20 protein-coding genes and 1 tRNA gene are annotated in these 24,476 nt (G+C 62.5%); 6 read left to right on the top strand and 15 right to left on the bottom strand.

The features are described from left to right. Positions 1-45: 45 nt before the first annotated feature. From GE027_RS03010 to GE027_RS03000, 3 genes are all read right to left on the bottom strand, one after another. Positions 46-1,155 carry a phenylacetate--CoA ligase family protein gene (locus tag GE027_RS03010; RefSeq protein WP_153555696.1) on the bottom strand — a complete coding sequence of 370 codons (1,110 nt, stop codon included), beginning with the start codon at positions 1,153-1,155 and terminating at the stop codon, positions 46-48. A 258-nt stretch (positions 1,156-1,413) separates the two neighbouring features. After that, positions 1,414-2,562, bottom strand: coding sequence for a carboxypeptidase-like regulatory domain-containing protein (locus tag GE027_RS03005; protein ID WP_153555695.1), 1,149 nt, complete (start codon positions 2,560-2,562; stop codon positions 1,414-1,416). A gap of 212 nt (positions 2,563-2,774) precedes the next feature. Next, a complete protein-coding gene (locus GE027_RS03000) occupies positions 2,775-4,190 on the bottom strand; it encodes a hypothetical protein (protein ID WP_153555694.1) in 1,416 nt (471 codons plus the stop codon). A gap of 387 nt (positions 4,191-4,577) precedes the next feature. Here GE027_RS03000 and GE027_RS02995 point away from each other — a divergent pair, with 387 nt between their 5' ends. The 6 genes from GE027_RS02995 to epmA all read left to right on the top strand — a co-directional run bounded on the left by GE027_RS02995 (position 4,578) and on the right by epmA (position 10,049). After that, the gene (locus GE027_RS02995; protein ID WP_237607217.1) at positions 4,578-5,003 is read left to right on the top strand and encodes a type II secretion system protein GspG; all 426 of its coding nucleotides are present in this window, start codon (positions 4,578-4,580) and stop codon (positions 5,001-5,003) included. Positions 5,004-5,119: 116 nt separating this feature from the next. Next, positions 5,120-5,818: a prepilin-type N-terminal cleavage/methylation domain-containing protein gene (locus GE027_RS02990; protein ID WP_153555693.1), complete on the top strand. Its 699-nt coding sequence runs from the start codon at positions 5,120-5,122 to the stop codon at positions 5,816-5,818. Continuing rightward, positions 5,815-6,354: a prepilin-type cleavage/methylation domain-containing protein gene (locus GE027_RS02985; protein ID WP_153555692.1), complete on the top strand. Its 540-nt coding sequence runs from the start codon at positions 5,815-5,817 to the stop codon at positions 6,352-6,354. Before GE027_RS02990 ends, GE027_RS02985 begins: the two co-directional genes overlap by 4 nt. Beyond that, on the top strand, positions 6,351-7,391 hold the full coding sequence (locus GE027_RS02980; RefSeq protein ID WP_153555691.1) for a prepilin-type cleavage/methylation domain-containing protein: 1,041 nt from the start codon (positions 6,351-6,353) through the stop codon (positions 7,389-7,391). Before GE027_RS02985 ends, GE027_RS02980 begins: the two co-directional genes overlap by 4 nt. Beyond that, positions 7,388-9,064 (top strand): type II secretion system protein GspK, encoded by a 1,677-nt coding sequence (locus GE027_RS02975; protein ID WP_237607216.1) that lies wholly within the window; start codon positions 7,388-7,390, stop codon positions 9,062-9,064. Before GE027_RS02980 ends, GE027_RS02975 begins: the two co-directional genes overlap by 4 nt. Before the next feature lie 7 nt (positions 9,065-9,071). Then, positions 9,072-10,049, top strand: coding sequence for an EF-P lysine aminoacylase EpmA (gene epmA / locus GE027_RS02970; protein ID WP_153555690.1), 978 nt, complete (start codon positions 9,072-9,074; stop codon positions 10,047-10,049). Positions 10,050-10,079: 30 nt separating this feature from the next. Here the strand turns inward: epmA and GE027_RS02965 are convergent, their stop codons facing one another. From GE027_RS02965 to GE027_RS02910, 12 genes are all read right to left on the bottom strand, one after another. After that, positions 10,080-11,048, bottom strand: coding sequence for a sterol desaturase family protein (locus GE027_RS02965; RefSeq protein WP_162006549.1), 969 nt, complete (start codon positions 11,046-11,048; stop codon positions 10,080-10,082). 489 nt (positions 11,049-11,537) lie between these two features. Beyond that, entirely contained in the window at positions 11,538-11,810 is a 273-nt protein-coding gene (locus tag GE027_RS02960) for a BON domain-containing protein (RefSeq protein WP_153555688.1), read from the bottom strand. 306 nt (positions 11,811-12,116) lie between these two features. After that, positions 12,117-12,818 carry a hypothetical protein gene (locus tag GE027_RS02955; protein ID WP_153555687.1) on the bottom strand — a complete coding sequence of 234 codons (702 nt, stop codon included), beginning with the start codon at positions 12,816-12,818 and terminating at the stop codon, positions 12,117-12,119. 220 nt (positions 12,819-13,038) lie between these two features. Beyond that, entirely contained in the window at positions 13,039-14,646 is a 1,608-nt protein-coding gene (locus GE027_RS02950) for a cation:proton antiporter (protein WP_153555686.1), read from the bottom strand. A 168-nt stretch (positions 14,647-14,814) separates the two neighbouring features. Continuing rightward, complete coding sequence (locus tag GE027_RS02945; protein ID WP_237607215.1) at positions 14,815-15,408, bottom strand: c-type heme family protein; 594 nt, start codon at positions 15,406-15,408, stop codon at positions 14,815-14,817. A 313-nt stretch (positions 15,409-15,721) separates the two neighbouring features. Next, a tRNA-Pro gene (locus GE027_RS02940) sits at positions 15,722-15,796 on the bottom strand. 136 nt (positions 15,797-15,932) lie between these two features. Continuing rightward, positions 15,933-17,303, bottom strand: coding sequence for a sigma-54-dependent transcriptional regulator (locus GE027_RS02935; protein ID WP_153555685.1), 1,371 nt, complete (start codon positions 17,301-17,303; stop codon positions 15,933-15,935). Beyond that, positions 17,300-18,751, bottom strand: coding sequence for a sensor histidine kinase (locus GE027_RS02930; protein WP_153555684.1), 1,452 nt, complete (start codon positions 18,749-18,751; stop codon positions 17,300-17,302). The genes GE027_RS02935 and GE027_RS02930 overlap by 4 nt, the downstream gene beginning before the upstream one ends. A gap of 35 nt (positions 18,752-18,786) precedes the next feature. Next, positions 18,787-20,352 carry a Do family serine endopeptidase gene (locus GE027_RS02925; RefSeq protein ID WP_153555683.1) on the bottom strand — a complete coding sequence of 522 codons (1,566 nt, stop codon included), beginning with the start codon at positions 20,350-20,352 and terminating at the stop codon, positions 18,787-18,789. A gap of 269 nt (positions 20,353-20,621) precedes the next feature. After that, complete coding sequence (locus GE027_RS23010) at positions 20,622-20,840, bottom strand: hypothetical protein (RefSeq protein WP_153555682.1); 219 nt, start codon at positions 20,838-20,840, stop codon at positions 20,622-20,624. Positions 20,841-20,939: 99 nt separating this feature from the next. Beyond that, positions 20,940-21,854 carry a hypothetical protein gene (locus tag GE027_RS02915; protein ID WP_162006548.1) on the bottom strand — a complete coding sequence of 305 codons (915 nt, stop codon included), beginning with the start codon at positions 21,852-21,854 and terminating at the stop codon, positions 20,940-20,942. Between the two features lie 32 nt (positions 21,855-21,886). Then, entirely contained in the window at positions 21,887-24,475 is a 2,589-nt protein-coding gene (locus GE027_RS02910; protein WP_237607239.1) for a VWA domain-containing protein, read from the bottom strand. Position 24,476 lies beyond the last annotated feature (1 nt).

Below are 24,476 nucleotides of genomic sequence, written 5' to 3'. Positions count from 1 at the left end.
AGAATGAAAGGAAAGGAGCGGAAAGAGGCGGCACTCCGGAGGCGTCTAATACACGCCGACGGTCGTCGCGCTGGCCAGTTTGTGGTAGGGCCGCACGCCGCTGACACCGTCCCAGGGATAGGTTTCGAACGGCTCTTCGCGTTCCCCTTCGTCGCGCTCGAGGAAGCCAGGCACGAAGAACTCATCGGTCAACGTATACAACTTGACCCGTCCCGTCTCGCCGTACCCGACGACGCTGGTATGGTCGTCCATGTCGACCACCTCGGTCACGGCCCGCGGCTGCGGCGCATAGTAACTGATTTTGTAACCTTCCTCGGCGGTGACCGGTTTGCTGCAGGCCAGTCCCATCAGCGTATTGCCGTAGGTGGGAGTCATATAGACACCGCCCTCTTCCGGCGGTCCGCCCAGCAATTCTTCCACCGCATAACGCGTCCACTGCGGCGTGAATTCGGTACCGCCACTGAAGATGCCCGTGATGCCGGTTTCGGCAATGCTGGTGCCCTTTTCTTCCAGCGCTTCACCGAGGGCTTCGAGCAACTTCGGGGTGGCAAACATGCATTTGACGTCGTGATTGGCCGTCAGGATGGTTACGGCTTGGTCGATGCAATGTTTTTTGTATTCTTCAACCTGGTCCATCCAACCCTTTTTCAACATCTTGACCACCCACCGTGGGTCGAGGTCGATGCAGAAGCAGATGCCTCCGCGGTACTGGGCCAAGTGCTCTACGGCCAGCCGCAGTCGCCGCGGACCGCTGGGGCCGAGCATCAACCAGTTGGCGCCTTTGGGGAAGTACTGATCGGGCAGGGTGTGCGAGAACAGTTCGTAATCCTTCCAGTGGTCCTCGACCACCGCGCGGCTTTTGGGCACCCCCGTGGTACCGCCGGTTTCGAACACGTAGACCGGTTTGCCCGCCAGACCCTTGGGCACCCAGCGCCGTACCGGGCCGCCGCGAAGCCAATCGTCTTCGAACAGCGGAAACTTCTTCAGGTCGTCGAAGGATTGAATATCCTTCAGCGGGTCGAACCCCAGTTCGCGTTTCTTTTCCAACCAGAAGGGGCTGCCCGTCTCGTCGCTGAAGTGCCAGTGCACCGTCTTCAAGGTGTGTTCGTTCAACAGCTCGCGGGCTTCGTCGACTTTCGTCTGAACGGTGCTCATAGAAACAGCGTCTCACAGGAGGGGGGGGGGCGGAAGGAGAGGGTGGCGGCCGCGCGCGGCCACTCGGCGACCCCAGGATTCTAACGAACAATCCAGCGGCCGGTGAGGGCGTGCGGCACAAAAGTCGCTGCCCGGCCGTGGTGGGAACAAAAGAAAACCCAGGAGGCAAGCTCCTGGGTCAGCGCGTTTTCAATAGGCCATGCCGTCGGCCGTTTTACCGTCTAAGCAAACCGGTTACCGTCTAAGCAAACCAGGAGGTTACGGCAGGACCGGAACCACAGGAGCGTCGGGGCTGGTCACGGGCGGTGCCGTGAAATCGTCATCGCTGTCGGCCAATGCGGCCGCTCCGGCTGCCAAACCAGCGATTCCCAGCAGTCCGCCAGCTCCGCCCAGGCCACCACCGCCACCGCCGGCGCCGCCGCCGAAGCCTCCGCCACCACCGGCGAAGCCGCCGCCGCCAAAGCCCATGGGAGCAGGACCTGGAAATCCACCCGGAACTCCGTCGGGAAAGCCGCCGCCGGATCGCAGCAAACGCAAGGCGGCACTGAGCGGCGCCAGTTGCAGGCCGAAGGAACCGTTGGCTTCGGTGGTTTTATGCGATACCAAAGTCGTGGTTTGTCCGGCATTATCTGCGACCGACGAACCCAGTTCGTCCACCAACTGGAACCCTACGGCGCCTAGGCCGACCGTTCCCGCGCCGATCAGGGCGTAGTGACCGGCGGGAAGGTTTTCGATTCGGAAGCGTCCGGCCGGGTCGGTGACCGCTCGGCCAACCTGGCGCCCGTCCTGAAAGACCAGGACGTTGGTGTTGGCAGCGGGGGCATAGGCACGGCCGTGACGATACAGTGTGCCGTCCATCCCGCCATCACGCCGCAGAACGGTGTTGTCGATGACCTCGGCAGGCTGTACCTGCGATGCCGGCGCGGGCGTTACCGCTTCTTGCTGACGGACCAGTTGTGCGTCTTGGGCTTTCGCCGGTGCGGGCTGCTGGACCATGGGCACGCCGCCCGCAGGTCCAGAGGGCAGGTAGCGAGCATAAATCGAAAACGCCAGTTGCGGGTCTGCTGGGGCCGCGGTCACACGCAACGGATGTACGCCGGGAGCCGCCTCACCAGCCACCGGGGGCAGGACGTGTACGGCGTACAGCGCAACTGCAGCAGGTTGCTGGCTGGTGACCAGCAAACCATACGTGCCCGGCGCCACGGTGGGAAGAACGAATTGACCTTGGCGATCGGTCGTCGTGCTGACGCCGACGTTTCCCATTCCAACCAAGCTGACCTGTGCCTCCTGCAGCGGAACCTCACTGCCGGTATGAGCGGGCGTCACTGCAACGCCGTGCAAAGCTCCCGCACCGTGGACCCACTGCTGAACCACCGAGGGATTCGCGCCGGCCGGATTCGGTAACACCTCTTGCGCCGATACCGAGTGGGGAAGCAGTAGAAATGTGAGGCAAAGCAGGAGCGATTTCGTCGCAGTGGCAAAACTCATGGCTGTCCTTTCAGTCAGAACTACCGGTTAGGAAGCTTTAGGCGGATTTAATCGTGATGCAAGTCAGCACGAATCTTACGCGCACGACGGACGCAATGCAAGCGAACGCCTTACAGATTGCCTAACTTTCCCTAGTTCCGGAAAATTTCCGAAACATCGCTGGGCAAGCGGCGATTGGTTCCGGCGGGTGCTTCCGGGGGGAAGTCATCTCCTCGGACCGCCGAACCCAGCGGAGTGGTGCGGGCATCACTGATCGCCTGGATGTAATTCATCAGCTTCCAAACCGGGATTTCCGTAACCCCCAGTTCGCGTGCTTCGGAGCGGATCGCACCCAGGTTGCTGACCCGTTGGCGAGCCTGCGGATCTTCGCCATCCTCGACTTCGGGGGTTTCGCCCACGACCAGGAATCGCACTTCGCTGTCCAATTCGTCGACAACTTGTCCGCCAGCGGCCATGATCATGCCACGCAGGGTTTCGGTGTCCCCCCGGCCATCGTTATCGATGTCGATCTCACCGGCCAAGGCGATTTTGACGGTGCGTCCGGGCGCCCAGAACGGCGAGTAGATCTTGTCGCCGGGGATGATCGGATCGCTCAGTGCGGGTGCTTCGATCACGCGGCAGATGGACAGGTGGTCGCTGCGGATCGCGATGACTTCGATTTTTGCTTTGGGTTCCGCGTCGGTCACGCGGGTCGCATCGGCATCGATCACGCTGAATACCACGCCGCGACGCAGCGAGTCGGCCGAGCCCAGGTTGATTTGGATCAACTTGTTCAGCACCGAAGTGACCTCGCCTTGGGCGACTTCGAACTGCGTCTGCTGCAGTTCATTGATGCGGCGTTTTTGGACGTCGATCAGTTGGTTTTTGGCCGTGATGTCCTGTCGCAGCGACGCGATTTCCTGCTGCGCCTGTTGGCGAGCCTGGGTCAGTTGGCGCTCCAGATTGGTCAAGCTGTCGGCGATCTCGGCATTCTTCAGCTTCATGGCTTCGCGAGCTTTGTCGAATTCCGCGATTCGCTCGTTCAGCGTATCTTCCATCTTCTTGGTGTTGGCTTTGGCGTCCGCGGCAGCCTTTTCGGCGATTGTCACGTCCTGCTTGGCCTGTTCGTCGATCCGCTTGCGCTCGTCGTTCAGTTGGGTGTTCTGCACGTTGCGGTCGCGCAGCGAGTTGATCATGAACTCGGGGATGGCCGGGTAATTGCGGTTGGCCGGGTCGAGGTTCGGCCCCAGCGCTCCGATGTCCTTGACGAACCGTTGACCAATGGCATCGATATCTGCGTCGCCCGAATCGGAGGTCGCCAAGGCTTCGAATTCCGCGTCGCTCATCGGCTCGACGCCCAACATCTTCTTCAGCGTGTCCAGCTGGCCGGAGAGGGTCGCGATCTCACTGTTCGCATTGGTCAAGCTTTGGCTCTTTTGCGCCTCTGCCTCCGATTGCTGGTCGCCCCAGCGATAGAGGAAGAAGTTCAGCGCCAGCGAAAGGACCAGCAGAATCAGGGTGGCGATCAAGCTGCCACGGATTACGGAATCGTCGCGTGCGACTGCCATAGTGTGAATACTCGCAGAACGTCAGAAAAGGGATCGTTGACCCTATAGTATTTAACGACTGTCCGAACGCCAACAAACTCTCGCAGATTGCTGGCGGGAAGTCGCTCTGTGGCTGTAACCTATCCGGTTGTTCCTGTTATGACAAACAAAATCACGCGGGGGGGGCGGCCGACGGTGCCGAGGGATCGGACTGGGCCGGATGGGTTTTCGCAAAACGCCGGAACCGATTCGGCCGTCTGGGGTTAGAATAGGGATTCGATTAGACTGACACATTCCTGCCGGTCGCTGGGGCCTCTGTAGCCCCTCGCTTGGCTTGTCTCGGCAGGCTTTGACGCTTTGCAGTCCCACCCCCCCCAATTTGGCATTCCTGCTAGGAGCAATTTCCCGGTGACTCGATCCCTCTCTCGCCGCCGCCCCAATCGTCCGTCCCGCCGCGGTTTCACGCTGCTGGAACTGTTGCTCGTATTGGCCATTTTGGTCGTCCTGGGCGGCTTTGTTTTGACCAACTTCATCAACGTCGGCGAAGGTGCCAATGCGGACATCACCACGACGCAGATGAACGCCCTGAAGGGCAACATCCAGATGTACAAAATCAACAACAAGGCTTGGCCCGAGACCCTGGAGCAGCTCCGCGATGGGCCCAGCGATCCGGCCAAGAAAGCTCGCTTTACGCCGATCATCAGCGAGATTCCCACGGACGCCTGGGGCAAGCCGATTACCTACACGCTGAACGGCAACACGTTTGAATTGCGTTCCGGGGGAATCGACGGTCAAATGAACACCGACGACGACTTGGTTGTCACCGGACCTTAAAGAAAACCTCCATCTGCGAAGCCCTGTCCCTGAGCGGCTCGATAAGTCGACAGGCCGCGGAGCCGCTGGACCCGCCCCCGACTCTGGAGAATGCCCCCGGGAGGGGCGAATTGAGCATGACGTCACGGCCTGTGCGCAATCGCCGTTTCGCCGCTTTCCGCGGCCTGACCCTGCTGGAGGTGTTGTTGACGCTGGCCATCATGACGGCGGTCGCCGCTTTGGCCCTGCCCATGCTCGACGGGATGCTGGGCAATCGGCGGCTGGTGCGCGGCGCGGAAGTCGTCCGCGTGCAGATGATGAACGCCCGCTTGCAGGCCATGCGTTCAGGGCGAATCCACCTGATGCGTTGTCCGCCCGGCGGCCAGGAAATCACCACCTACGCGTTTCACGACATGAACGATCTGACCGAGGCGGCCGATCAACTGGGCTCGGGGACCGCCCTGCTCAGCGGTGGCCAGCCCATGGCGGCTCCCCAGCCCACGACCGGCGCCCCGGCCACGACAGGCGCCCCGGCCACGACCGGCGCTCCGGCCGGTTCGCCAGCGAACGCCACCCAGCAGCCTCGGGTCGTCGAATTGCCCGAAGGCATTACCGTCGCGGATTGCCGTGTCGAAGCGACCACGCGTTCGATGAGCGTCGAAAACCAAACCGCCCAGCTGTCTACGCCGGACGATACCAGTTCGCCGATCCTGTTCTATCCCGACGGCACGACCAGCAACGCCGCGGTGACGGTCCTGCAAGGCGAGGCGGGCCGGATTGTGGTGGTCCTGCGTGGATTGACCGGCGAAGCCACTGTCGGGGAGGAACTGCCTTGAGACGTGGTGTTTTGCGACGTGGTGTTTTGCGACGTGATGCCGGACGCGTTGGTTTTTCTTTGCTGGAAATCCTCCTGGCGCTAGCGATTTTGGGCGGTTCCTTGGCGGTGCTGTCGAGTATTGCCGTGACCGGGGCCGGCGCATCGAGTGAAGCCTCGGACCTGGCCGTCGCTCGCATGCTGTGCGAATCCAAGATGAACGAATTGCTGCTGGACAGCGAAGTGGTGCCGTTGGCGGTGCCGCAGATTCCGGTCGAACCGGACAGCCTGCCCGATTCGGCCGGTTTGGCAAAGTTTCAGTACGCCGTGGAAGTCCAGCAGGGGAACCTGCAAGGGTTGCTGACGATTCGCGTGACCGTTTCCACCGAAGAGCTCAACGCCAACGACGAGCCGGCCGTCCAGTACTCGCTGGTGCGTTGGATGGTGGATCCGGCTTTGGGCCTCGAGCAGCTCGAACGCGAAGCCGAAGCCGAGGCGTTGGCCGAAGCGGAAGCGGCGGCGGCCGCTGCGGACGCTGGCGGGGAGGAACCGCTGTGAGTCGAACCATCGCGCTGCATCGCGGTCGTTGCCGAACCGGTTTTACCCTGTTGGAACTAATCCTTGCGCTTTCGCTGGCGGTGGTCCTGACGGTTTTGATCGGGCAGGCCATGTCGTTCTACGTCGTCCAGCTGGAAACGCGGGATTTGGAAGTCCGCCGCGTCCAATTGGCCACGTCGGTCATGAAAATGATCTCGGACGATCTCAAGGCCACGCTTTCGATCGCGGAGTTCGATGACGCGACCTTGGCCGCCGCGCTCAGCAGCGCCGGCCTGCCCGGCCAGGAAAGCGACCAAGGCGGTGAGCCATCTTCGATGCTTTTTGACGTCGAGGAAGAGCCGCTGGACGAAGAGGATACGCTCCTGGATATGGAAACGGTTGATCTGGCACTCGGGACGACCGCCCTGCAGCGGCCCGGTCTGATCGGCAACCAGTATCAGGTCATGTTCGACATCAGCCGACCGCCGCGGCTGGAAGAATTTCAAACCCTGATGGCCCCGCCCAGCGAAGGGTTGGTCGATGTGCCCAGCGACATCAAAACCGTCACCTATTTTGTCCAGCCAGCGGGAACGACCGGCGTGCTGGATCCCTTGGCGGAAATCGCGACCGGCACCGAGCCGTTGGCGGTGCAAAACAACAACGGCGGATTGGTCCGCCGGCAACTGGATCGGCAGGCCACGCTGTACGCATTGGAATCGGGCAATACGGCGACATTGAATCGCACCGGAGATCTGTTGGCGCCCGAAGTGTTGGGTATCGAGTTCAGTTACTGGGACGGATTCATGTGGCAGATGCAGTGGAACAGCGACGAAATGCAGGCCCTGCCGCTGGCGATCCAAATTCGTTTGACGATCGGACCACCCGGTCAAGTCGTCGATCGGGCGGCAACCGCCCCGCCCGCTGCCGCCACCTCCGCCGCTGCGGCGGGAGACCCGGGGGGCGTTCGCGTGTTTCAGCAGGTGGTCCGCATTCCCATGGGCCGCATCCTCGAAGAATCCGAATTGGCCGAAGACGATCTCTCGGGGGTGGGCCTGTGAGAAAGCGTGATCGTGCCGCCCATCGTCGTCCGCCGCGCCGCGGGATGTTCTTGATTCTGGTGTTGATCGTCGTGATGGTGGCGACGATGGCCGTGTACTCGTTTTCCGAGCTGATGTTGGCTTACAACGAATCGGTGCAGATAACCGCTGACCGCGTGCAGTGCGAACTGGCCGTGGAATCGGCCGGCGAGGCGGTGCGATTGATTCTGTCCGAGCCGCCGATGGTGCGTGAGGAACTCGGCGGCGTACGCAACAATGCCCAGCTGTTTCGCGGCATCAACGTCGTTCCCGGCACCCGTGCCGTCGACCGCGTGAACTTCGCGATCCTGGCGCCTGATCTGGATGAAACCGGCCGCTTCTCCGGCATCCGCTTCGGCCTGCAAAACGAGTCCGCTCGGCTGAATGTGAACACCCTAACGACGCTGGAACAGAACAGTTCGATGTTGATGCCGATGGTCGATATGGCCGGCGAAGCGGGTGACGCGAGCGACGAGGTCGAAGCGGAGAACCTGGCCGTGTCGTTGCTGCTGGCCTTGCCCGGCATGACCGTCGATACGGCCGAAGCCATCCTGGATTGGCTGGACGAGGATGACGAGCCGCGGGACTATGGCGCGGAAACCGAATACTACATGACCCTGCCGACGCCCTATGCGGCCAAGAACGGTCCGCTGGACAGCATCGAAGAACTGCTGTTGGTCAAAGGCGTGACGCCCGAGTTGTTGTTTGGGGCCGACGTCAATCGCAACGGCGTCGTTGACGCTTCCGAACAGCAGTTCGTCGTCGGCGACAGTGCCAGTGGTGCGGCATTGGGATGGTCCGCCTACCTGACGGTGCACGGTGTGGAAGGCAACCGGCGCGCCGACGGAACGCCTCGGATCGATGTCAACCAGGACGACCTCGAACTGCTGTACAGCGAATTGAGCGAAGCTCTGGGCGATGAGGACTGGGCCACGTTCATCGCCGCGTATCGCGTCCACGGGCAACCCGCGGCCACCGTCGCCTCGGCAGCCCTGGACGGTGCACAGGAGGGGCGGGAAGAATCCGACGAGGATTCCAACATCACCGGGCCCTGGTCCGCCGCGGCACTGGACGACGTCGACTTGTCCGGCGGCGGTGGCACCACGATCACCCAGTTGTTGGATCTGGTCGACGCCACGGTCACCATCGGCGAAGGCGAAGATCAACAGGTACTGGCGTCGCCGTTCTCCAGCGATCCTCTGGCGATGGCGGCCTACATGCCGGCGTTGATGGGAAACTTGACCACCCAGGACTTCGACCGTCTGCCGGGACGAATTAATTTAAATGAATGCCCCGCAGAACTGCTGTACGGAATCCCGCTGCTGGATGCGGAAACGGTCGATGCGATCGTCGATGCGCGCGCTCAAAACAACGACACCGAGAACCGCCGCTACGAAACCTGGTTGTTGGTGGAAGGGTTGGTCACGATCGATCAGATGCGGTTGCTGATGCCGCTGTTGACCGGCGGCGGGGACGCCTACCGAGCCCAGGTCGTGGGCTACTACGAACAGGGCAATCTGTTTAGTCGTGCGGAAATGATTATCGACGCGACGACCATTAATCCGGATCTGGTTCTGTACCGCGACCTCAGCCATTTGGGACGAGGTTTCGACGTGGCTGTGCTGGGCATTCAAGCTCTGGATGCGGTGCAGTAGTTAATCGATGAACCGACCTTGCCACGCGCCCAGTTGTTCGCTATCGATGCTGCGGCAACGTGCAGAACTGCTCCGCCGCGTGCGGCAGTTCTTCGACCAACGCGGTTTTTGCGAAGTGCAAACGCCGTGCTTGTCGGCCGACACCGTGGTGGATGCGTATTTGGATCCGCCGGCTCTGGCATCCGAGCAGTTGGCGATTTCTTCGGTTCCACTGGCCGAAGAACTATTTCTGCAGACATCGCCAGAGTACGCGATGAAGCGTCTGCTGGTCGCCGGCGCCCAGGCCATCTATCAGGTCGGGCCCGTGTTCCGTGCCGGTGAGCGCGGGCCTCTGCACAATCCGGAGTTCACGATGCTGGAGTGGTATCGCGTGGGGCATCGGGCCGCCGACGCGATCGATCTGGTCGACCAGTTTTGCCAAACCATTCTTGGGCGTCCGCCCTGTCTGCGGTTGACCTATCGTGACGCCTTTCTCCAGTACACGTCGCTGGATCCGCTGGACGCACCACTGGAACACCTCCGCGAGGCGGCCACCGCGTGCGCTTCGGCCCTGCCGGAGGACTGCTCGCGGAATGATCTCCTGGACCTCCTGCTCAGCCTGTCCATCCAGCCTCGGATGTGTGCGGAGCGACCGGTGATCCTAACGAACTACCCGCTCAGCCAAGCGGCTCTGGCTCAAGCCGATCCCGACGTACCGGGCACGGCCGAACGTTTTGAGTGGTTCGTCGATGGCTTGGAGCTGGGCAACGGCTACGGCGAACTGCGCGATGCCGACGTACTGGCCCGGCGGGTCGCCGAGAACAATCGGGTCCGCCGCTTCAGCGGCCGCCGAGAGTTGCCGTCGACCAGCCATCTGGAAGCGGCCATGCGCGCGGGCCTGCCGCCCTGCTCCGGAGTCGCCGTCGGGTTCGACCGCTTGCTGATGGTCGCAACCGCCGCCGAGAGGATCGACGAGGTTCTGACGTTTCCGATCGAACGAGCTTAGCGGGGACTGGCTCTGCAAGACTTCGGTCGTCTAGCGACGCTGCGGTTTTGGCGAAGCGAGAAGCGATGCCGAGCCCGGCCGAGGCCGTCGTTCGCCCGGCCAATCGCTGCCCGCCCTCTCACCGCTGACCCGTTCGCTGCTGACCCGCTCACCGCTGACCCGCTCACCGCTGACCCGCTCACTGCTGGCCCGCTCTGAGCGAAGGAGCGCGGGCTTGGGAACGGCACTCCGCGACGACTCCGGGTTTTCCACCGGCTCGTCTTCCAGGAAGGTTCCCATCCAGCGGTCCCACACGTTGAAGAAGGCGCCAAAGTTGACCTTCATATTGGTGTGGTGGTTGTCGTGATGGGTCACGGTATTGAAGCCCTTGAAGATCGGGTTGCGCGACAACCACTTGGGAACCATTTCATAACCCGTATGCCCGGCCACATTCACCACCGTATCCCAGGTCAAGAACGCCAGCAGGGCAATTGGGTGCAGCGGAATGAAGACGACAATCAACATGATTCCCAGAAACTGGGTAACCGCCTCGAGAGGTTGAAACGCATAGATCGCCCAAGGCGTCGGGCTGACCGAACGGTGATGCCCCAGGTGAAAGTATTTGAACACCGGACGCCAATGCATGAACCGATGCGTCCAGTAGAAGAAGGTGTCGTGCACGACCAGGCATAAAAAAAAGCTGACCGGCAAGTACCACAGTGGGTACGCGTTGATGTCCCGGTAGATGCTCGTCCAGCCGACTTTGTACATCTCAAACAGAACGGTTCCCATGGCGGCAAAGATCGTGATGGTCACCATCGAAAGGCGAAGTTCACGACGGATCTGCTTGCCGGTTGGACGACGCTCCTGGATCCTTCGCTTGTCCTTCTCTTCGTCTTTTCGAACGAAATAGGCGTAGTAGGATTGCCCGCAGGGCAGCAGGTATCCAAACACCAGAATGAATAGAAAGATGGCGGCGAACTCCACTGCCAGCGTTGCCGACCAGTGCCACGACTGCATGTTGCTGAACTCCATACTGCATAGAAGTGTCGTCCCGTAGGTTCGCTCTTTTACGGTAGGTGCCCCGAGCGAAGCCGCGCAAGCGGGGCTTGTCCGTAGTGACAGAACCGCTGCGTCTGTGTTGGTGATGACGCAAATCTCGGACCGACCGCCAAGATCTTGTCCGCGGCGTCGATCGATTCGGTCTTGCGCTTCTTTTCTGCTTCCTACTGTTACCCGAAATTGCCTATTTCCCGAAAGGGGAATCAGAGCCAATTCAGCAGCAGAACGAGACTTATTTCATCGGCTTGGCTCCGCTGGGCGGGACGCCTAGGTCTGACCGGGCTACGAAGAGCGACGAGTTCTGAGAAAGCTCGAGTCGCTGGCCCGTCGCGCGGGCGATCAGAGGACCACTCGAAAAAGCCGGTAGGACGCAGTGGTCTGCGCTCCGCCTACCGGCGTGAGCAGAAAGAAAGCAAGGGCCGTCAAAATCCCGCGTAGGGCGACGGGCTACTCCGCGGCCACCGAGTCGTCGGAACGGTCTGCGGGCCCATCCTTCGTCTCGGGCACTTGTCCCAGGGACAATTGATTGTCAACCATTCGTACGCTGGGCACCGTCCGAGCGACGGCGACACACATCATCATCTCTTCGCGTGAAGACACGGTACCGCGGAGCGTCACCACCCCACCATCTACCTGGCACTGCACACCACGAACGGCGTTCGCGCCGCAGACTCGCTGCAGAGAAACGCTGACGCACTGTTCTAGATTTTGGTCAACCATTGCGAGATCCTCAGAGGGCAAGCGGCGCGAACCGAGATCTATCGATACGGCTCAAGACTAGAGTGGATGCGCGTCGAAGCTCTTGACGATCTCGCTGGATACCGACCACCGTCTATCGAAGCCCGCCCACGAACGCATTATAAAGTGGGGGGAAGGGATCCATCTCGCTTGAAAAGCCCGCCCCGCCACGTCAGGTTTTTCGTGACGCTAGCTGACGGGCGATCTCCTGCTGTACGGGCGAATCGAAACGCCCGCATCACACCTTTTCCGCTGGGTCACGCACCTTTTCCGCTGCGTGATGGGCCGCTAATGATGCGGGTCGTGCAGCACCCAGTCATAGTGGTGGTGGTGTCCGTACGCGTCCTCATGCCAGTGGTGGTAGCGGCTGTGGCCGGTCAGGTGGAACGCCCCGTGGACATGGACTCGGCGTTGGCCGTGCGGCGCGATCGAGCCGATGCAACGGCCATCGACCTGCAGGTGAATGTATTCGTGGGAGCGATTGATGATGTGCAATACGCCATGGATGTCACGCGACTTTTCCCCGGCTTCGGCCGCGACGCGTGCCTCTTCCTCGGCCGTCTTTGCCGCTTCGCTGGCCTCCTGGAGGTCGGCTGCGACACCGTCGGGAGCCAGCTCTGCCAGCGCGGCCAGTTCCGCTGACTCATTGCGTCGTTTGGCCAACTGCTGGGCTTCTTGCCAGAGTTGATCGGATTTTAACTCCGCGGTCTTGTCGCCGGCGACCGCCTCGGCCGCGGCCAAGACGCGAGCCGCCGCTGCCAGAGCCACCGGGTCGGCCGTCAACCGCGCCTGTTCAATCGTCTGGCCCAACGTATCCAAGGTCTTCAGCGGCACTTGCAGGGCGACGTTGAAATCGATCTGATCCGCCGGCGTACGTTTCTCCGGCTGGGATTCCAGCCGCGACGCTTCCTGGGCCCCCTGGTCTTGAGCTCGAACCATTCCGGCACTGCAGCAAGCCACCAATGCGGCCGTCAACATAATCGTTCGCATCTCTCACCGTCCTTTCTGAAAACTCTCCCACCGAACCACGAGCTTCGCAACCGCTGCGAGCTCGACCAAATCCACGCAAGAATAGAACCCGCCCGCTTGGCGGGGTCTGGCCACCGCTCGATTGTATCCGGGAGCGGGGTGCCGTAGCAAATCCGCGCACTTGATTGGTTCAACGCGGCCAGCCCGCGCAGCGGACAGAAAAAAAACGGGCCGGACGTTTTCAGTGGACCAAGGCTGCCAGCAGGGCGCTGGAGACCTCGGTCTCTTCGCTGATCGCGCGGTCGGCTCCCACGCCCAACAGTTTTTTGACGTAGCTCTGGTAACGACAGCGGACCAATACCGAAGCCTTGTTATTCAGCTCGCGGATCGCTCGCACGGTATGCATCGCAGTTTCATCTTCCGGTACGCACACCACGACCATCCGGCAGTCCTGGACGCGAGCCAATTTCAGCACACCGGTTTCCGTCGCGTCGCCGGTAATGGTGCGGAAGCCCTGGAGAGCGAACGGATGCAGATTGATCGGACTGAAGTCGATCAGGCAGACATCATGTCCCATCGTTTCCAGCTGCGACGCGATCTGTTGGCCCACCGGACCGGCTCCGATCACTGTGGCCAGAGACGATGCCCAGGGCGATGTGTCGCGGAGCGGTTCGCCGGATTCACTGATCTCGGTCCGGTCGGTCATTCGCAAGCCCGCGCTCAGCAGCGGCGGGGTCAGGATCAGCGATCCAAACGCACAAGAAACAATGCGTTGGTACTCGGTGCTGGACACCACCCCGGCTTCGTAGCCCAACAGCACCAGCACGAACGCGAATTCTCCGACGTGGGCCAAGCCGACCCCCATGCCCAGAGCGTGCCGCAGCGGCAATCCGGTCAACCGCAGTGCGACGGTGGCCGCCGCGGCCTTCCAGAGAATCACCGTCACCAGCATGGCGGTCATCACGATCGGTGCGTCCAGCCAGACCTGCGGGTCCAGGATCAGCCCCAAGCTGACGAAAAAGATCGCCGTAAAGGTTTCGCGAAACGGCAACACCAATGATTCCACCTGCTCCGTCCAGCGGTTGCCATTGAAGATCAATCCGGCTGCGAAAGCGCCCACCGCTGGCGGCAAACCGATCATGTAGGCCACCAGAATCACCGTGCCCAAGGAGACGATGGTAAACAGGGTCACCAGTTCGGGACTGCGAAAACGTACCAGCATCGGAATCAGCCACTGGGCCAAGACAAAACGCAGGCCCACAATCCCGGCGACAAACAGCAACGACGACACGGCCAACTGGACATAGTCGAACAGGCCCGCCACCTCGCCGCTGCCGGTCAACAGCGGCACCAGCAGGAGCAGGGGAATCAACGCCGCATCTTGGAACAACAGAATTCCAACCGCGCGGGTGCCGTGAGGCGTTTCGGTTTGTCCCAATTCCGACAGCGCCTTGAAGACCAAGACGGTGGAGCTGAAGGCGACGGCCGAACCGATCAGGATCGAGGCCTGCCAGGACAGGTCGGTGCGCGCCAGGCCGAGCGCCAGCGGAACGGCGACCAAGCCCATTTGCACGCCGCCACCGATCAGCAGTTTGCTGCCCAGCCGCCGCAGGTCGCCCAGCGAGAATTCCAGCCCGATCGAGAACAGCAACAGAAAGACGCCGGCTTCGGCGAACGTCTCCAGTTGATGCTCGGTATCCGAGATCAAATTCAAGACGCCCTGTCCGAGCAGCACGCCGACGAGCAGGTAACCGATCAGCATCGAGATCTGCAACCAGCGGCAGATCAGCGCAGCGAACAATCCACCGGCCAGGATCAGCAGCAGATCGTGCAGCAGCGTTTGAGGCATCGGCGGCGACAGAAGTCGATTTGGGTGAAGGCCAGTCAGCGACACCGCTCAGAATACACCGCCACCCTGCTCCGCCTAGTAGGGGTTTTCAAGCCGCGACCCCGGCAGCGCAGCGCGATGCACAGGGGCGCTTCGTCGGCCCCGTTCAATCGGTTCGGACGTCCGCGACTATTCGCTGCCTGCGGCTGGCTGTAACGGAATCGAAAGCGTCAGTGCGGCCAGGCGATCTTTGTTGCTCGAGCGGCGTTTCAGATGGCACTTCAAACACTGCGAAGCCAGCCGCACGGGGCTGGCGAAGCGGTAGCGTCCCTCCTCGGTCGCTTCGGCGTACGCCGCTCCGTCGGCCAACAGCTCCGCGGCCCGCCGCTCAAACGCGTCGCTGGGGCGATGGTCCACGTTCAGCGCGTCGGCGTTGACGACCAACCACTCGGTGCGGACATCGAACTGAATCTCCAGCTCGTGAAAGACGTCCTCCAGCGAGGCCGATGGTATTGCGACCGCATCCTCTTCGTCGAAGAAGTCGCGGTGCATGACCTGTAGGGCGCCGTTGCTCAGTTCGGCCAACAAGCGAGCTCGGGCACGCGCTTCGTCGACGTCTTTCGCGGCGGCAAGTTTGGCGGTGGAATCAACCGCGACCGCAGCCCTATCGGCGGGATCACCGGAAGGCGGCGCCGCCTCCTCGGCCCGGCTGCCTGCGGTCATGCTGATCAAGATCATCAGGGCGATACCCGCAAACATCGCTACACCGCTTCGCGTCTTCATGAATCGCCTTTTCGTTTGAATTCCGGTTACTGCCGCCCCAGTGCATTTCCGAGCATCGCATTTCCGAGTATCGGGCTGGCCGCTTCGGCAATCCTCCTCGGCAGCCCGGCACCGACCGGCTGTCAAAACTGCACCGTGGGGAGTAGTTTTTATAGGTCGTGCCGGGGCGGTGGTCAAATGCCGCGTCCGCACGTTGCACAACAAGCGTGCCCGTCACCGGTTGCAGAAAGGCGCGACAACAGTCGCGTACGGCCTCGGTGTTCCAGCCGGTTTACGAGCCGGGCCCAGCATCGGGCAAGAAGAAAAAACGAAGTCGGGCTGAGAGGATTCGAACCTCCGACCTTTTGACCCCCAGTCAAACGCGCTAACCAGACTGCGCTACAGCCCGTGCTTCGTCTTTTGCGGCCGCGACGGATCGTCGGCCGCTGAGATGGGCGGGAATATGCCATATTCGCCGCGATCTTTCAACGCCTGTTGGCGGCGAGGCGTCGCAAAACTGGCAATTTGGCTTGCCGGTCGACCGCTTATTTCGCCTCCTGCTTGATTTTTCGGTAAATCGTTTTGCGGTCCAGCCCCAGAATTCTTGCCGCCTGCGTCTGATTGCCACCCACCGCGGCCAGCACATGCTCGATGTAGCGTCGCTCGATCTCTTCCATCGTGACCAGTTCGGCAGGATCAAGACCACCGATAAAAACCGTGTCGGCCCGGTACTGGCTGATCTTTTCGGGCAGATCTTCGAGGGTGATTTTGTCGTAGCGGGTCAGGGCCACGGCGCGTTCGATCACGTTCCGCAGCTCGCGGATATTGCCCGGCCAGGAATAGGCCAGCAGTTTTTCGGCGACGCCTTCGGCCAGTCCCTCGACGGCTTTGTTTTCGGCGGCAGCGAATTGCTTCAGAAAATGTTCGGCCAGCCGCAGCGTGTCGGTTCCGCGCGAGCGAAGCGGCGGTAGTTCCAGCCCGATGACGTTGATGCGGTAGTACAGGTCTTCGCGAAAGCGACCTTCGGCCACGGCGGTTTCCAGGTCGCGGTTGGTGGCCGTCAGGACGCGCACGTCGAAAGCCTGTTCGCGGTCGCTGCCCACCGCGCGCACCGTTCGCTCTTCGAGTGCCCGCAGCAGTTTGACTTGCATCGACATCGGCATCTCGCCCATCTCGTCCAGCAGCAGCGTGCCGCCGTGGGCTTCGAGAAACAGGCCGCGGCGCGACCCTTGCGCGTCGGTAAAGGCACCCTTCACGTGCCCGAACAATTCGCTTTCCAAAAGCGTTTCGGTCAAGGCCGCGCAGTTGACCGCAACAAAGGGATGGTCCTTGCGGCGGCTGTGGCTGTGAATCGACCGGGCCACCAGTTCCTTGCCGGTTCCGCTTTCGCCTTGAATCAGTACCGCTGCGTCGGACTGGGCGACGCGTTGCAATTGGTCGTACAGGCGGACCATCGCGGGACTGCGACCGATCATCTCGCCAAAGCTGGCTTGTTGGTTTGCGGAGGCTTCCAACAGCCGCACCTGCTGGGACAACTGACGATGCTCCAGGGCCCTGCGGAGCGTGATCGCCAACAGGTCCATCTCGATGGGTTTGGTGATGAAGTCGTAGGCGCCGCTACGCATCGCGGAGATGGCTGTTTCCAGCGTCCCGAAAGCCGTCATCACGATCACCGGCACGTCGGGACGCAACTTCGACAGTTGTTGGCACAGCTGCAGACCGGTCGTTCCCGGCATCCGCACGTCGGTCAGCACGGCATCGAAATCTTCCTCGTGCATCCGCTCGACCGCTTCGGCAGCGGACAACACCCAGCGGCTGGCCAGGCCGCGGAGTCGCAGGTCGGTTTCGATCAATTCGCACATGTTCTGTTCGTCGTCGACGATCAACACACGCGACTGGGCAAAGACGTCACTCATGGCTGGGCGGATTCCGTGGAAGGCGAGTTTTGTGGGGGAGGCATGCTTTCACTCCGCGGTGGGGGTTGCGGCAGCGCATCGACGGCGGGAAAACGGACCAGGAACGTCGTGCACGCGCCCTCGCGGCTGTGGACATGGATGTCTCCGCCATGTTCTTTCACAATCCCATAGGCGATCGATAATCCCAGGCCGGTGCCCTGCCCCACGTCTTTGGTGGTGTAGAACGGTTCGAAGACGCGCTGCAGGTCGTCCGGTGGGATCCCCCGGCCCTGATCGGTTACCTGGACCGTGACCGCTGGTTCCGGGGCGGTCTCATGCTGGACACGAACCTGCACCTGTCCGGGGTCGGTCATCGCTTGCACGGCATTGGTTAACAGGTTGGTCAACACCTGTTGGATTTGGGCGGCGTCCCCGTTGATGGTGCAGGGCTGCGGGGCGCACTGCAGGTCGATCTCTACGTCAGCTTTTTCGGCCAGCGGTTCCAGCAGGTGGCAGGTCTTGCGGGCCACGTCGCGCAGGTCCAGAGGCGCGTGCGGCTGAGGCGTTTGCCGCGAAAAATCCAGCAGCTGCCGGATGATATTGGCCATCCGATCGGCCTCGCTCTTGATCGTCAGTGCGCTTCGCTGGACCTCATTCGGCGACAGTTTCCCGCTGGCGATCAGATTTGCGCGGCCCGAGACGACGTTCAGGGGGGTACCCATTTCGTGAGCCATCCCGGCGGCCAGGGTGCCTACGGTACCCAAGCGGTCGGCGTGCCGGATCGCCTGCTTTTGTTGATCCAGTCGGCCGCTCATTTCGCTGATGGCGACGGCCAACGCACCCAGTTCGTCGTTGCGGCGAAGTGCCGGCGGCTGGGAAAGATCGCCTTCGCCGATGCGGTGCACCTGATCGATCAGACGTTCCAGCGGTTTGCCTACCCAGCGCACGCCGCCCCAGTAGATCACGCCGGCCGACAGCACGGCGACGCCCAGCAGGGACAGCAGCGACGCGACCAGAGAATCTCGGACCAGCCGATGCGAATGCTGGGCGGGTTCGGAGATCTCGATGCCGCCGGCGGTCTGGCCGTCGACGACCAACGGAACCACCGTGTGGGCAACGGCCGCGCCTTCGCTGTCGAAGACCGAGATGCTGGAGGTTTTTCTGGAGGTGATCGTGGCCGTGCCGCGGCCGGCATGATCGTTCAATCGCTCGCCGTCGATCCAGCGCATCTTTTGTCCCGGCACGTACTGAGCCGAGACCTCGATGGCCTCTTCGATGGTCACCGCGCCGCCCTCGCGGTAGGCGCGATCGATGGCCGGTTTCAAAGCGGCCACCAAATCGCTGGCATGATGGGCTCGCCGCACTTCATCCCAGTGCTGCTGGCGGCGAATGGTTTGCCACGAAAAGAGCGCGACAATTCCAAAGACGCCCAGCATGAACAGCAGGATTAATTTGGCGGCGAGTTTCATCGGTGCTCCCCTCGCGAGTGGCGACTGGGGCTCGTCTACGATCCGTCCACAACGACGAAGCGTGAGCCATCACTGGTGCCGATCAGCAACAAGATCCTGCCATCCTCGTCGTTTTGGACCGCCCGAGCAAACTGCTCGGGGCTTTCCACATCCTGACGATTCACCTGGCGAATCACCATCGAGGCTTTCAGTCCGGCTTCGGCCGCCGCACTGCCGGGCTGGACAGCGGTGATGACCACGCCGTTTGCGTCTTCAACGCCCAACTGTTTGGCGACCCGCTCGCTCAACGGGGCAACTTCCAGACCCATCGGCCGCACGGCAGGCTCCGCGGCTTCGGTCGCCGGTTGGCTGGCCGTCGACGATTCCGGTGACGTTGCCGGTTCGTACTCGAGCATGATCGTCTGACCGTCGCGGATGACCTCCACGGCAACCGTGCTTCCCAAGGCCGAGCGTTCGACGGCCAACTGCAACTGCTGGGGCGAGCTGACGGCCTGGTCACCGAAACGGACCACCACGTCACCGCTCTGCAAGCCCATTTCCGCGGCCGGTGTGTCGGCGAACACGTTGGTCACCGCCACACCGCTCTTGGGCGAGACGCCCAGTTGCTCTGCCAGTTCGAACGAGACCGGTTGGATCCCAACGCCCAGGTAAGCTCGCCGGACCGTGCCGCTGCGGACCAATTGGTCGCTGACCCAGCGGGCCAGGTTCGATGGCACCGCAAAGCCGACGCCGTTGTTGCCACCGCCACGTGAAGAGATGGCCGTGTTGATGCCGACCACTTCGCCGTGCAGATTGACCAGCGGTCCACCGCTGTTGCCGGGGTTGATGGCCGCATCGGTTTGGATAAAGTTCTCGCGGTCGGTGATCCCGATGCCGCGGTTCTTGGCGCTGATAATGCCGGCCGTCACCGTGCTCTCCAGACCAAAGGGCTGGCCGAGGGCCACGACCCAGTCGCCCACGGCGGCCGTCTCGCTATCGCCCAGCGGAGCGCTGACCAGCGTGTCGTCTCCTTCGATCCGGACCACGGCGATGTCGGTCTTGGGGTCGGTGTAGACCTCCATCGCTTCGTACTCGCGTCCCTGTTGGGTGCGCACGATCACTTTTCCGCCGCCGGCGACCACGTGATTATTGGTCAACACGATCCCCGCCGAATCGATGATCACGCCCGAGCCGATGCCGGCGCGACCCGGCGGTGACTGACGCGGAGGCGACTTGTGTGGTGCCTGTTGCAGGCGGCCGTCGCGGAACATGTCTTCGAAGGGAGTGCCCTTGAAGGGGTTTTGATTCGGGCGGCGGTGGGTGCCGTGACCCGCATCGCCGTCGGATGCCATTGCGGTCCGGTCCGGTCGGGTTTCAATAGCCACGACCGCCGGCAGAACTCGGTCCGCGACATTGCGGAAGGCCTGCGACAGCGAGTTGGCGACGTTCATCTGTTCGGCAGACAGCGGCGGTACGGTGGCGCGAGCCGCCGTCGCGGACGCCGCTTGGACGTCCACGGCCGGGCTGTTCGAGGGGCCGGCTGCGACCAAGAGTCCGACGGTCGTCAACACGGCCGGGGCGGCGATACCGGCCGCCCAAATGCGTGATTTCGTTCGCTTCATATCCTTGATTCCATCTTGTGGTGATAAGGCTGGTGCGGTCGCCAGCAACCACCGGCGACCCGAGCGACGAAGCGATAAAGCAGCTGGTGTGCCACGCGCTGGCCGGACGCAGGAACAAGGCCGACGTTTCGCAGGAAAACCCAGGGAATTGAGGCGAAATAAGAATCTCGCGCATTTTCCGGCAGGCACCTCTTCTGGGAGCCGGTCAGGCGGCCTCGCCGGGGCGCTAAACCACGCTGGGGCAATCTGCCCCACAGCGATGCTGCCGCTTATTGTGCGGCGTCGTCGTCGGCGGCCGAGTCGTCGGACCGGACGGCGGCACGCAGCCCTCCGAGCACCTCCAGCGGATCGAGTCCGCGTTGTTGGCAGACATACCGCAGCGACTTGCCACCGCAGTGCATCTCCAGCTCCAGCCGCCGAAACAGGCCTTCGGTCTGCGGGTATTCGATGATCCACTCGGGAACGGTGCTGTCTAAATCGCAGTGCATGGACGCATTATAGCGTGCGATCCCCTTGTCAGACGCGACCCTCTCGCGGCGCGGGAAAGTGGTGTCGCAGTGGGCAGGGCGCTATGGATGCCGCAGCGCCTAGAGCTTCGGCTGTGGCTTGCGAGCCAGCCGGATCAGAATCACGACCCGCTCTTTGCTGCCGTCGGGACCGACGTCGGTCAACAGTTGTTTGCCCAGTCCGAAGGCGTCTCGAGCCGGAGCAACGATGAGGGTTTGGTTCTGGTCCAAGGCCAGCTCGATCGCCAGCTCGTGCAGCGGCCAGCTGTCGCGGCGGCTGTTCATGCGGATCGCTTGATCGTTGCTGACGTAGGATTGCCGAAAGGGACCGTGTTCGATCCGCGGCCAAGTCCGCACTCGGACGCGGGAATCCGGTTCGGGATGCGTTTGCACGGTCAACAAAAACTGCGGCTGTTCCAGGCTGCGGCCGTGGCTGGTGCTGCCGCTGCGGACCAGCACGCTCTGATTGCCGGCGGCGGTTTGGCGGATCGCAAAGTCCTGCGGCTGGCCGTTGCGAAACGGAATCCGGTGGCGGGAGTGAGCGATTTCCGACGAGACGGCCGCCTGCTGCATCAGTTGTTCCGAGGCATCGGCCGGCTGCGGCAAACCGATCCGCTCGATCCATTGTTCGATATGCTCGATGCGCCCGGCGCGCAGGCCGTTGTTGATCAGGTGTTGGCGGGTGTCTGCCGGGACGGCTAATTCGTCGACTTCGCGCCACAGCATGTCCAGCGGATCCACCGTGGTGGCGGTCTGGTCCGCGGCCCCGATCGGCTCGCTCAGTGCGCCTGGGATTTCCAGCGGGACGGGCCAGAAGATCACGTCCAAGACGGCGGCTTCGTCGGCCACGGTGGCGGCGGGTAGGCCGCGTTTGGTCGGCGGTTCCGGGGCTTCCTTCCACTGCGCACACCCACCGAGCACCAGGCTCGCCGTTGCGACGAGGATGCTGAAACGGCGACCGGCGGCCGCGAGCGGACGGAGCGCTAGAGCGTGCATCGCGGCACAGTACGGAATCGTCGATCGCGGCGTCAAGCGATCTCGAGCACGATCCGCCGCACCGCGACGTCCATTACGAACAAGACCACGGCGGTCATCAGCAGATAGGGCCAGGCGACGATCGGCAGACGGCTGTGCCGAGCATCGCGGCGGAGCACCTCCGCCGGCGACGGCGCGTAGCGTCCGCCACTGACCCGGGCGATGGCCTGCAGGGTTTCGGTCGCGGCCGGTCGTAATCGCAGTTCCTCCGGATAGCCCACGACGAATCCGCGTGATTGCCGCAGCGGTTTGAGGGACCCCGCTTCCACAGCGAGATCGATCTGGTAAGCCCCGCTCTGGTTGCTGGCAAAGGTGGTTTCGTAGCGACCTGGCGCGGTTTGCAACAAGGTCATCCGGCGACGCTGTTGATCCGGACCGATCAGATTCAGCGTCGCCTCGGCCTGATCGACAAAGCCGCCCTGGGGGTCCACCGCGTCGACGATCAACCGCGTCCGATCCTGTTCGCTTTGCAGGCGGACGAAGATGCCCTGATGATCGTCGGTGCGCATCGTGTGGCGGATGACCTGGGCCCAAAACTGGCCGAACTGGGGCCAGGCCAGCCACTCGGCGGCCCACTGGCTTTTCACATCGCTGGTGAACGCGACGGTCTTGCCCAACCCATACTGCCACCACGTCAACAACGGGTCGCCGGTTTCGGTCGAGAGGATCGTCTGGCCGGTCGGTTTTGCTTCCGTAACAACGTAACCCAGCAACAGCGGACTCAGCTCCACATCAACGCCCGAAAGCACCTCGGTGGGACGGACCAGCAGCGGCAGGAACGGCTCCTCCTGGAGCGCTTCCTTGCTGGCCTGAACGGTTTCTTTGGCAAAAACCTGGGGCACCGACTGCGGGTCCTGGCAGACGTAGTGACGTCCGCCGCCCAGTCGTGAAATCTCTTCCAAACGTTGTTGGTCGGCGCCATCGCCCAGGGCCACCGTCGTGACGGTGATCTGGTGATCGAACATCTCCGTGGCCAGCTGGGCGAACGGTCCCGGCGAAGAGATGCCGTCGGTCAACAGGAGGCAGTGTTTGCGCTGTGCGGAAGCGTCGGCCAGAGCCTCGTAGGCCTGCTGCATGGCCGGATACATATTGGTTCCGCCGCCCGCATCGATCGTGGCGATCTGTTCGAGAATCGTACCCCGCTGGGTGCCCGGCAACAGACGGCTGACCCAGTAGGTCTCGTTGTCAAAAGCGATCACGCCCAGCGAATCGCGAGGCCCAATCAATTCGGCTGCGGCAGCGGCAGCGTCCTGCGCCAGACGAATTTTCTCGCCGCCCATCGATCCGCTGCGGTCGATCACCAACACCATGGCCAGGGCCGGTTTTTCGCGTTCTTTTTCGAAATTGCAACGCACCGGCAAGATCTGTTCCAGATGGGTTTTGTAGTACCCGCCCAGCCCGAACGATTGGTCGCCGCCCAGCATGATCAGACCGCCGCCCAGCTCCTGCACCCAGGTGCCAAGCAGTTGCATTTGGTCCACCGTCATCGCGGTCGCCGGGACGTTGGACAACATCACGCACTGAAAGCCTTGCAGGCCCGCCAGGTCTTGAGGCAGGCCCGCCGGCGGACGTACCTCCAGTTCGATCTCCTGTTGGTCCAGGGCCCAGCGGAGCGGATCGATCTGCTGGGGCTCCGGATCGATCACCAACACCCGGGGACGCCCTTCGGAAAACACCATCGCCGAGGCCGTGTTGTTTTCCGCCAGCGTGTCGTTGCCGGCGGGGACTCGCACCGCGGCCGCGAAGGTGACCTGGCGTTGATCGACGATCGTCTGACGAAACCGGAACCGGTTCTCGCCTCGCTGCAGTGAAACGTCCTGGCCGATGTCGGTCTCGACGCGAATGTCGTTGCGGTACAGCTCGACCGTTCCCGCGGTGTCCCGATTGCTGCTGACCACGACGTCGACGTAGAAGGGTTGTCCCTGGCGAACCTGATTCGGTGCCTCGACAACCGACAGCTGGACCTCCGCTTCCCGGCGGACCGGCAGGGCCACCGTGTCGATGGGAACGCCCACGGTGGCCGCGGTGGCGACCGCGTCACCACCCGTCTCGTTGCCATCGCTGAGCAAGACCAGACGAGGCACGTAGGAAGGCGGCACCGTTGCCGCGGCCGCTTCGAGGGCCGCTGCGAGGTGGGTTCCGAGCACCGGTTCGCGGACGCGGGTCGATTCACCGGGGCGGGCGCCCGCGGTGTCCGGCAGCGCGTCGGTCGCAGCCGCGGCCTCCGCACCGAACGTGACATAACGAAGCGTTACGTCGGAGCGGTCCTCGGCAATCTGTACGGCGTCCGCAAGAAACGCTTGCGCTTCGTCCGCGGCCGCCGCGTCGATGCTTTGGCTTTGGTCCACCGCAAACACGATCATTTGACGCTGGGTCGGGGCCAGCAGCATCACACCGCTGAGGGCCAGCAGCAAACACACGACCAGGGCGATCCGCAGAGCCAGGCTGAGACGACGCTGCCAGAGCGGAAAATCGCTGAGGCTGCGGAAGTGAAAGCCAACCAAAACCGGCAGGACCAACAGCAACCACCACAGCACCCGCGGGTACAGCCACTGCAGCTGGAGATCGTTCCAAGCATCCATA

It is taken from the genome of Roseimaritima sediminicola, from assembly GCF_009618275.1.
Lineage (GTDB): Bacteria > Planctomycetota > Planctomycetia > Pirellulales > Pirellulaceae > Roseimaritima > Roseimaritima sediminicola.
This window is presented reverse-complemented; position numbering and strand designations above follow the sequence as displayed.

Bases quoted from the DNA above. Each gene is read 5' to 3' on its own strand.
- GE027_RS03010 (WP_153555696.1), bottom strand. From the start codon at position 1,155: ATGAGCACCGTTCAGACGAAAGTCGACGAAGCCCGCGAGCTGTTGAAC.
- GE027_RS03000 (WP_153555694.1), bottom strand. From the start codon at position 4,190: ATGGCAGTCGCACGCGACGATTCCGTAATCCGTGGCAGCTTGATCGCC.
- GE027_RS02990 (WP_153555693.1), top strand. From the start codon at position 5,120: ATGACGTCACGGCCTGTGCGCAATCGCCGTTTCGCCGCTTTCCGCGGC.
- epmA (WP_153555690.1), top strand. From the start codon at position 9,072: ATGAACCGACCTTGCCACGCGCCCAGTTGTTCGCTATCGATGCTGCGG.
- GE027_RS02965 (WP_162006549.1), bottom strand. From the start codon at position 11,048: ATGCAGTCGTGGCACTGGTCGGCAACGCTGGCAGTGGAGTTCGCCGCC.
- GE027_RS02960 (WP_153555688.1), bottom strand. From the start codon at position 11,810: ATGGTTGACCAAAATCTAGAACAGTGCGTCAGCGTTTCTCTGCAGCGA.
- GE027_RS02955 (WP_153555687.1), bottom strand. From the start codon at position 12,818: ATGCGAACGATTATGTTGACGGCCGCATTGGTGGCTTGCTGCAGTGCC.
- GE027_RS02950 (WP_153555686.1), bottom strand. From the start codon at position 14,646: ATGCCTCAAACGCTGCTGCACGATCTGCTGCTGATCCTGGCCGGTGGA.
- GE027_RS02945 (WP_237607215.1), bottom strand. From the start codon at position 15,408: ATGAAGACGCGAAGCGGTGTAGCGATGTTTGCGGGTATCGCCCTGATG.
- GE027_RS02935 (WP_153555685.1), bottom strand. From the start codon at position 17,303: ATGAGTGACGTCTTTGCCCAGTCGCGTGTGTTGATCGTCGACGACGAA.
- GE027_RS02930 (WP_153555684.1), bottom strand. From the start codon at position 18,751: ATGAAACTCGCCGCCAAATTAATCCTGCTGTTCATGCTGGGCGTCTTT.
- GE027_RS02925 (WP_153555683.1), bottom strand. From the start codon at position 20,352: ATGAAGCGAACGAAATCACGCATTTGGGCGGCCGGTATCGCCGCCCCG.
- GE027_RS23010 (WP_153555682.1), bottom strand. From the start codon at position 20,840: ATGCACTGCGATTTAGACAGCACCGTTCCCGAGTGGATCATCGAATAC.
- GE027_RS02915 (WP_162006548.1), bottom strand. From the start codon at position 21,854: ATGCACGCTCTAGCGCTCCGTCCGCTCGCGGCCGCCGGTCGCCGTTTC.
- GE027_RS02910 (WP_237607239.1), bottom strand. From the start codon at position 24,475: ATGGATGCTTGGAACGATCTCCAGCTGCAGTGGCTGTACCCGCGGGTG.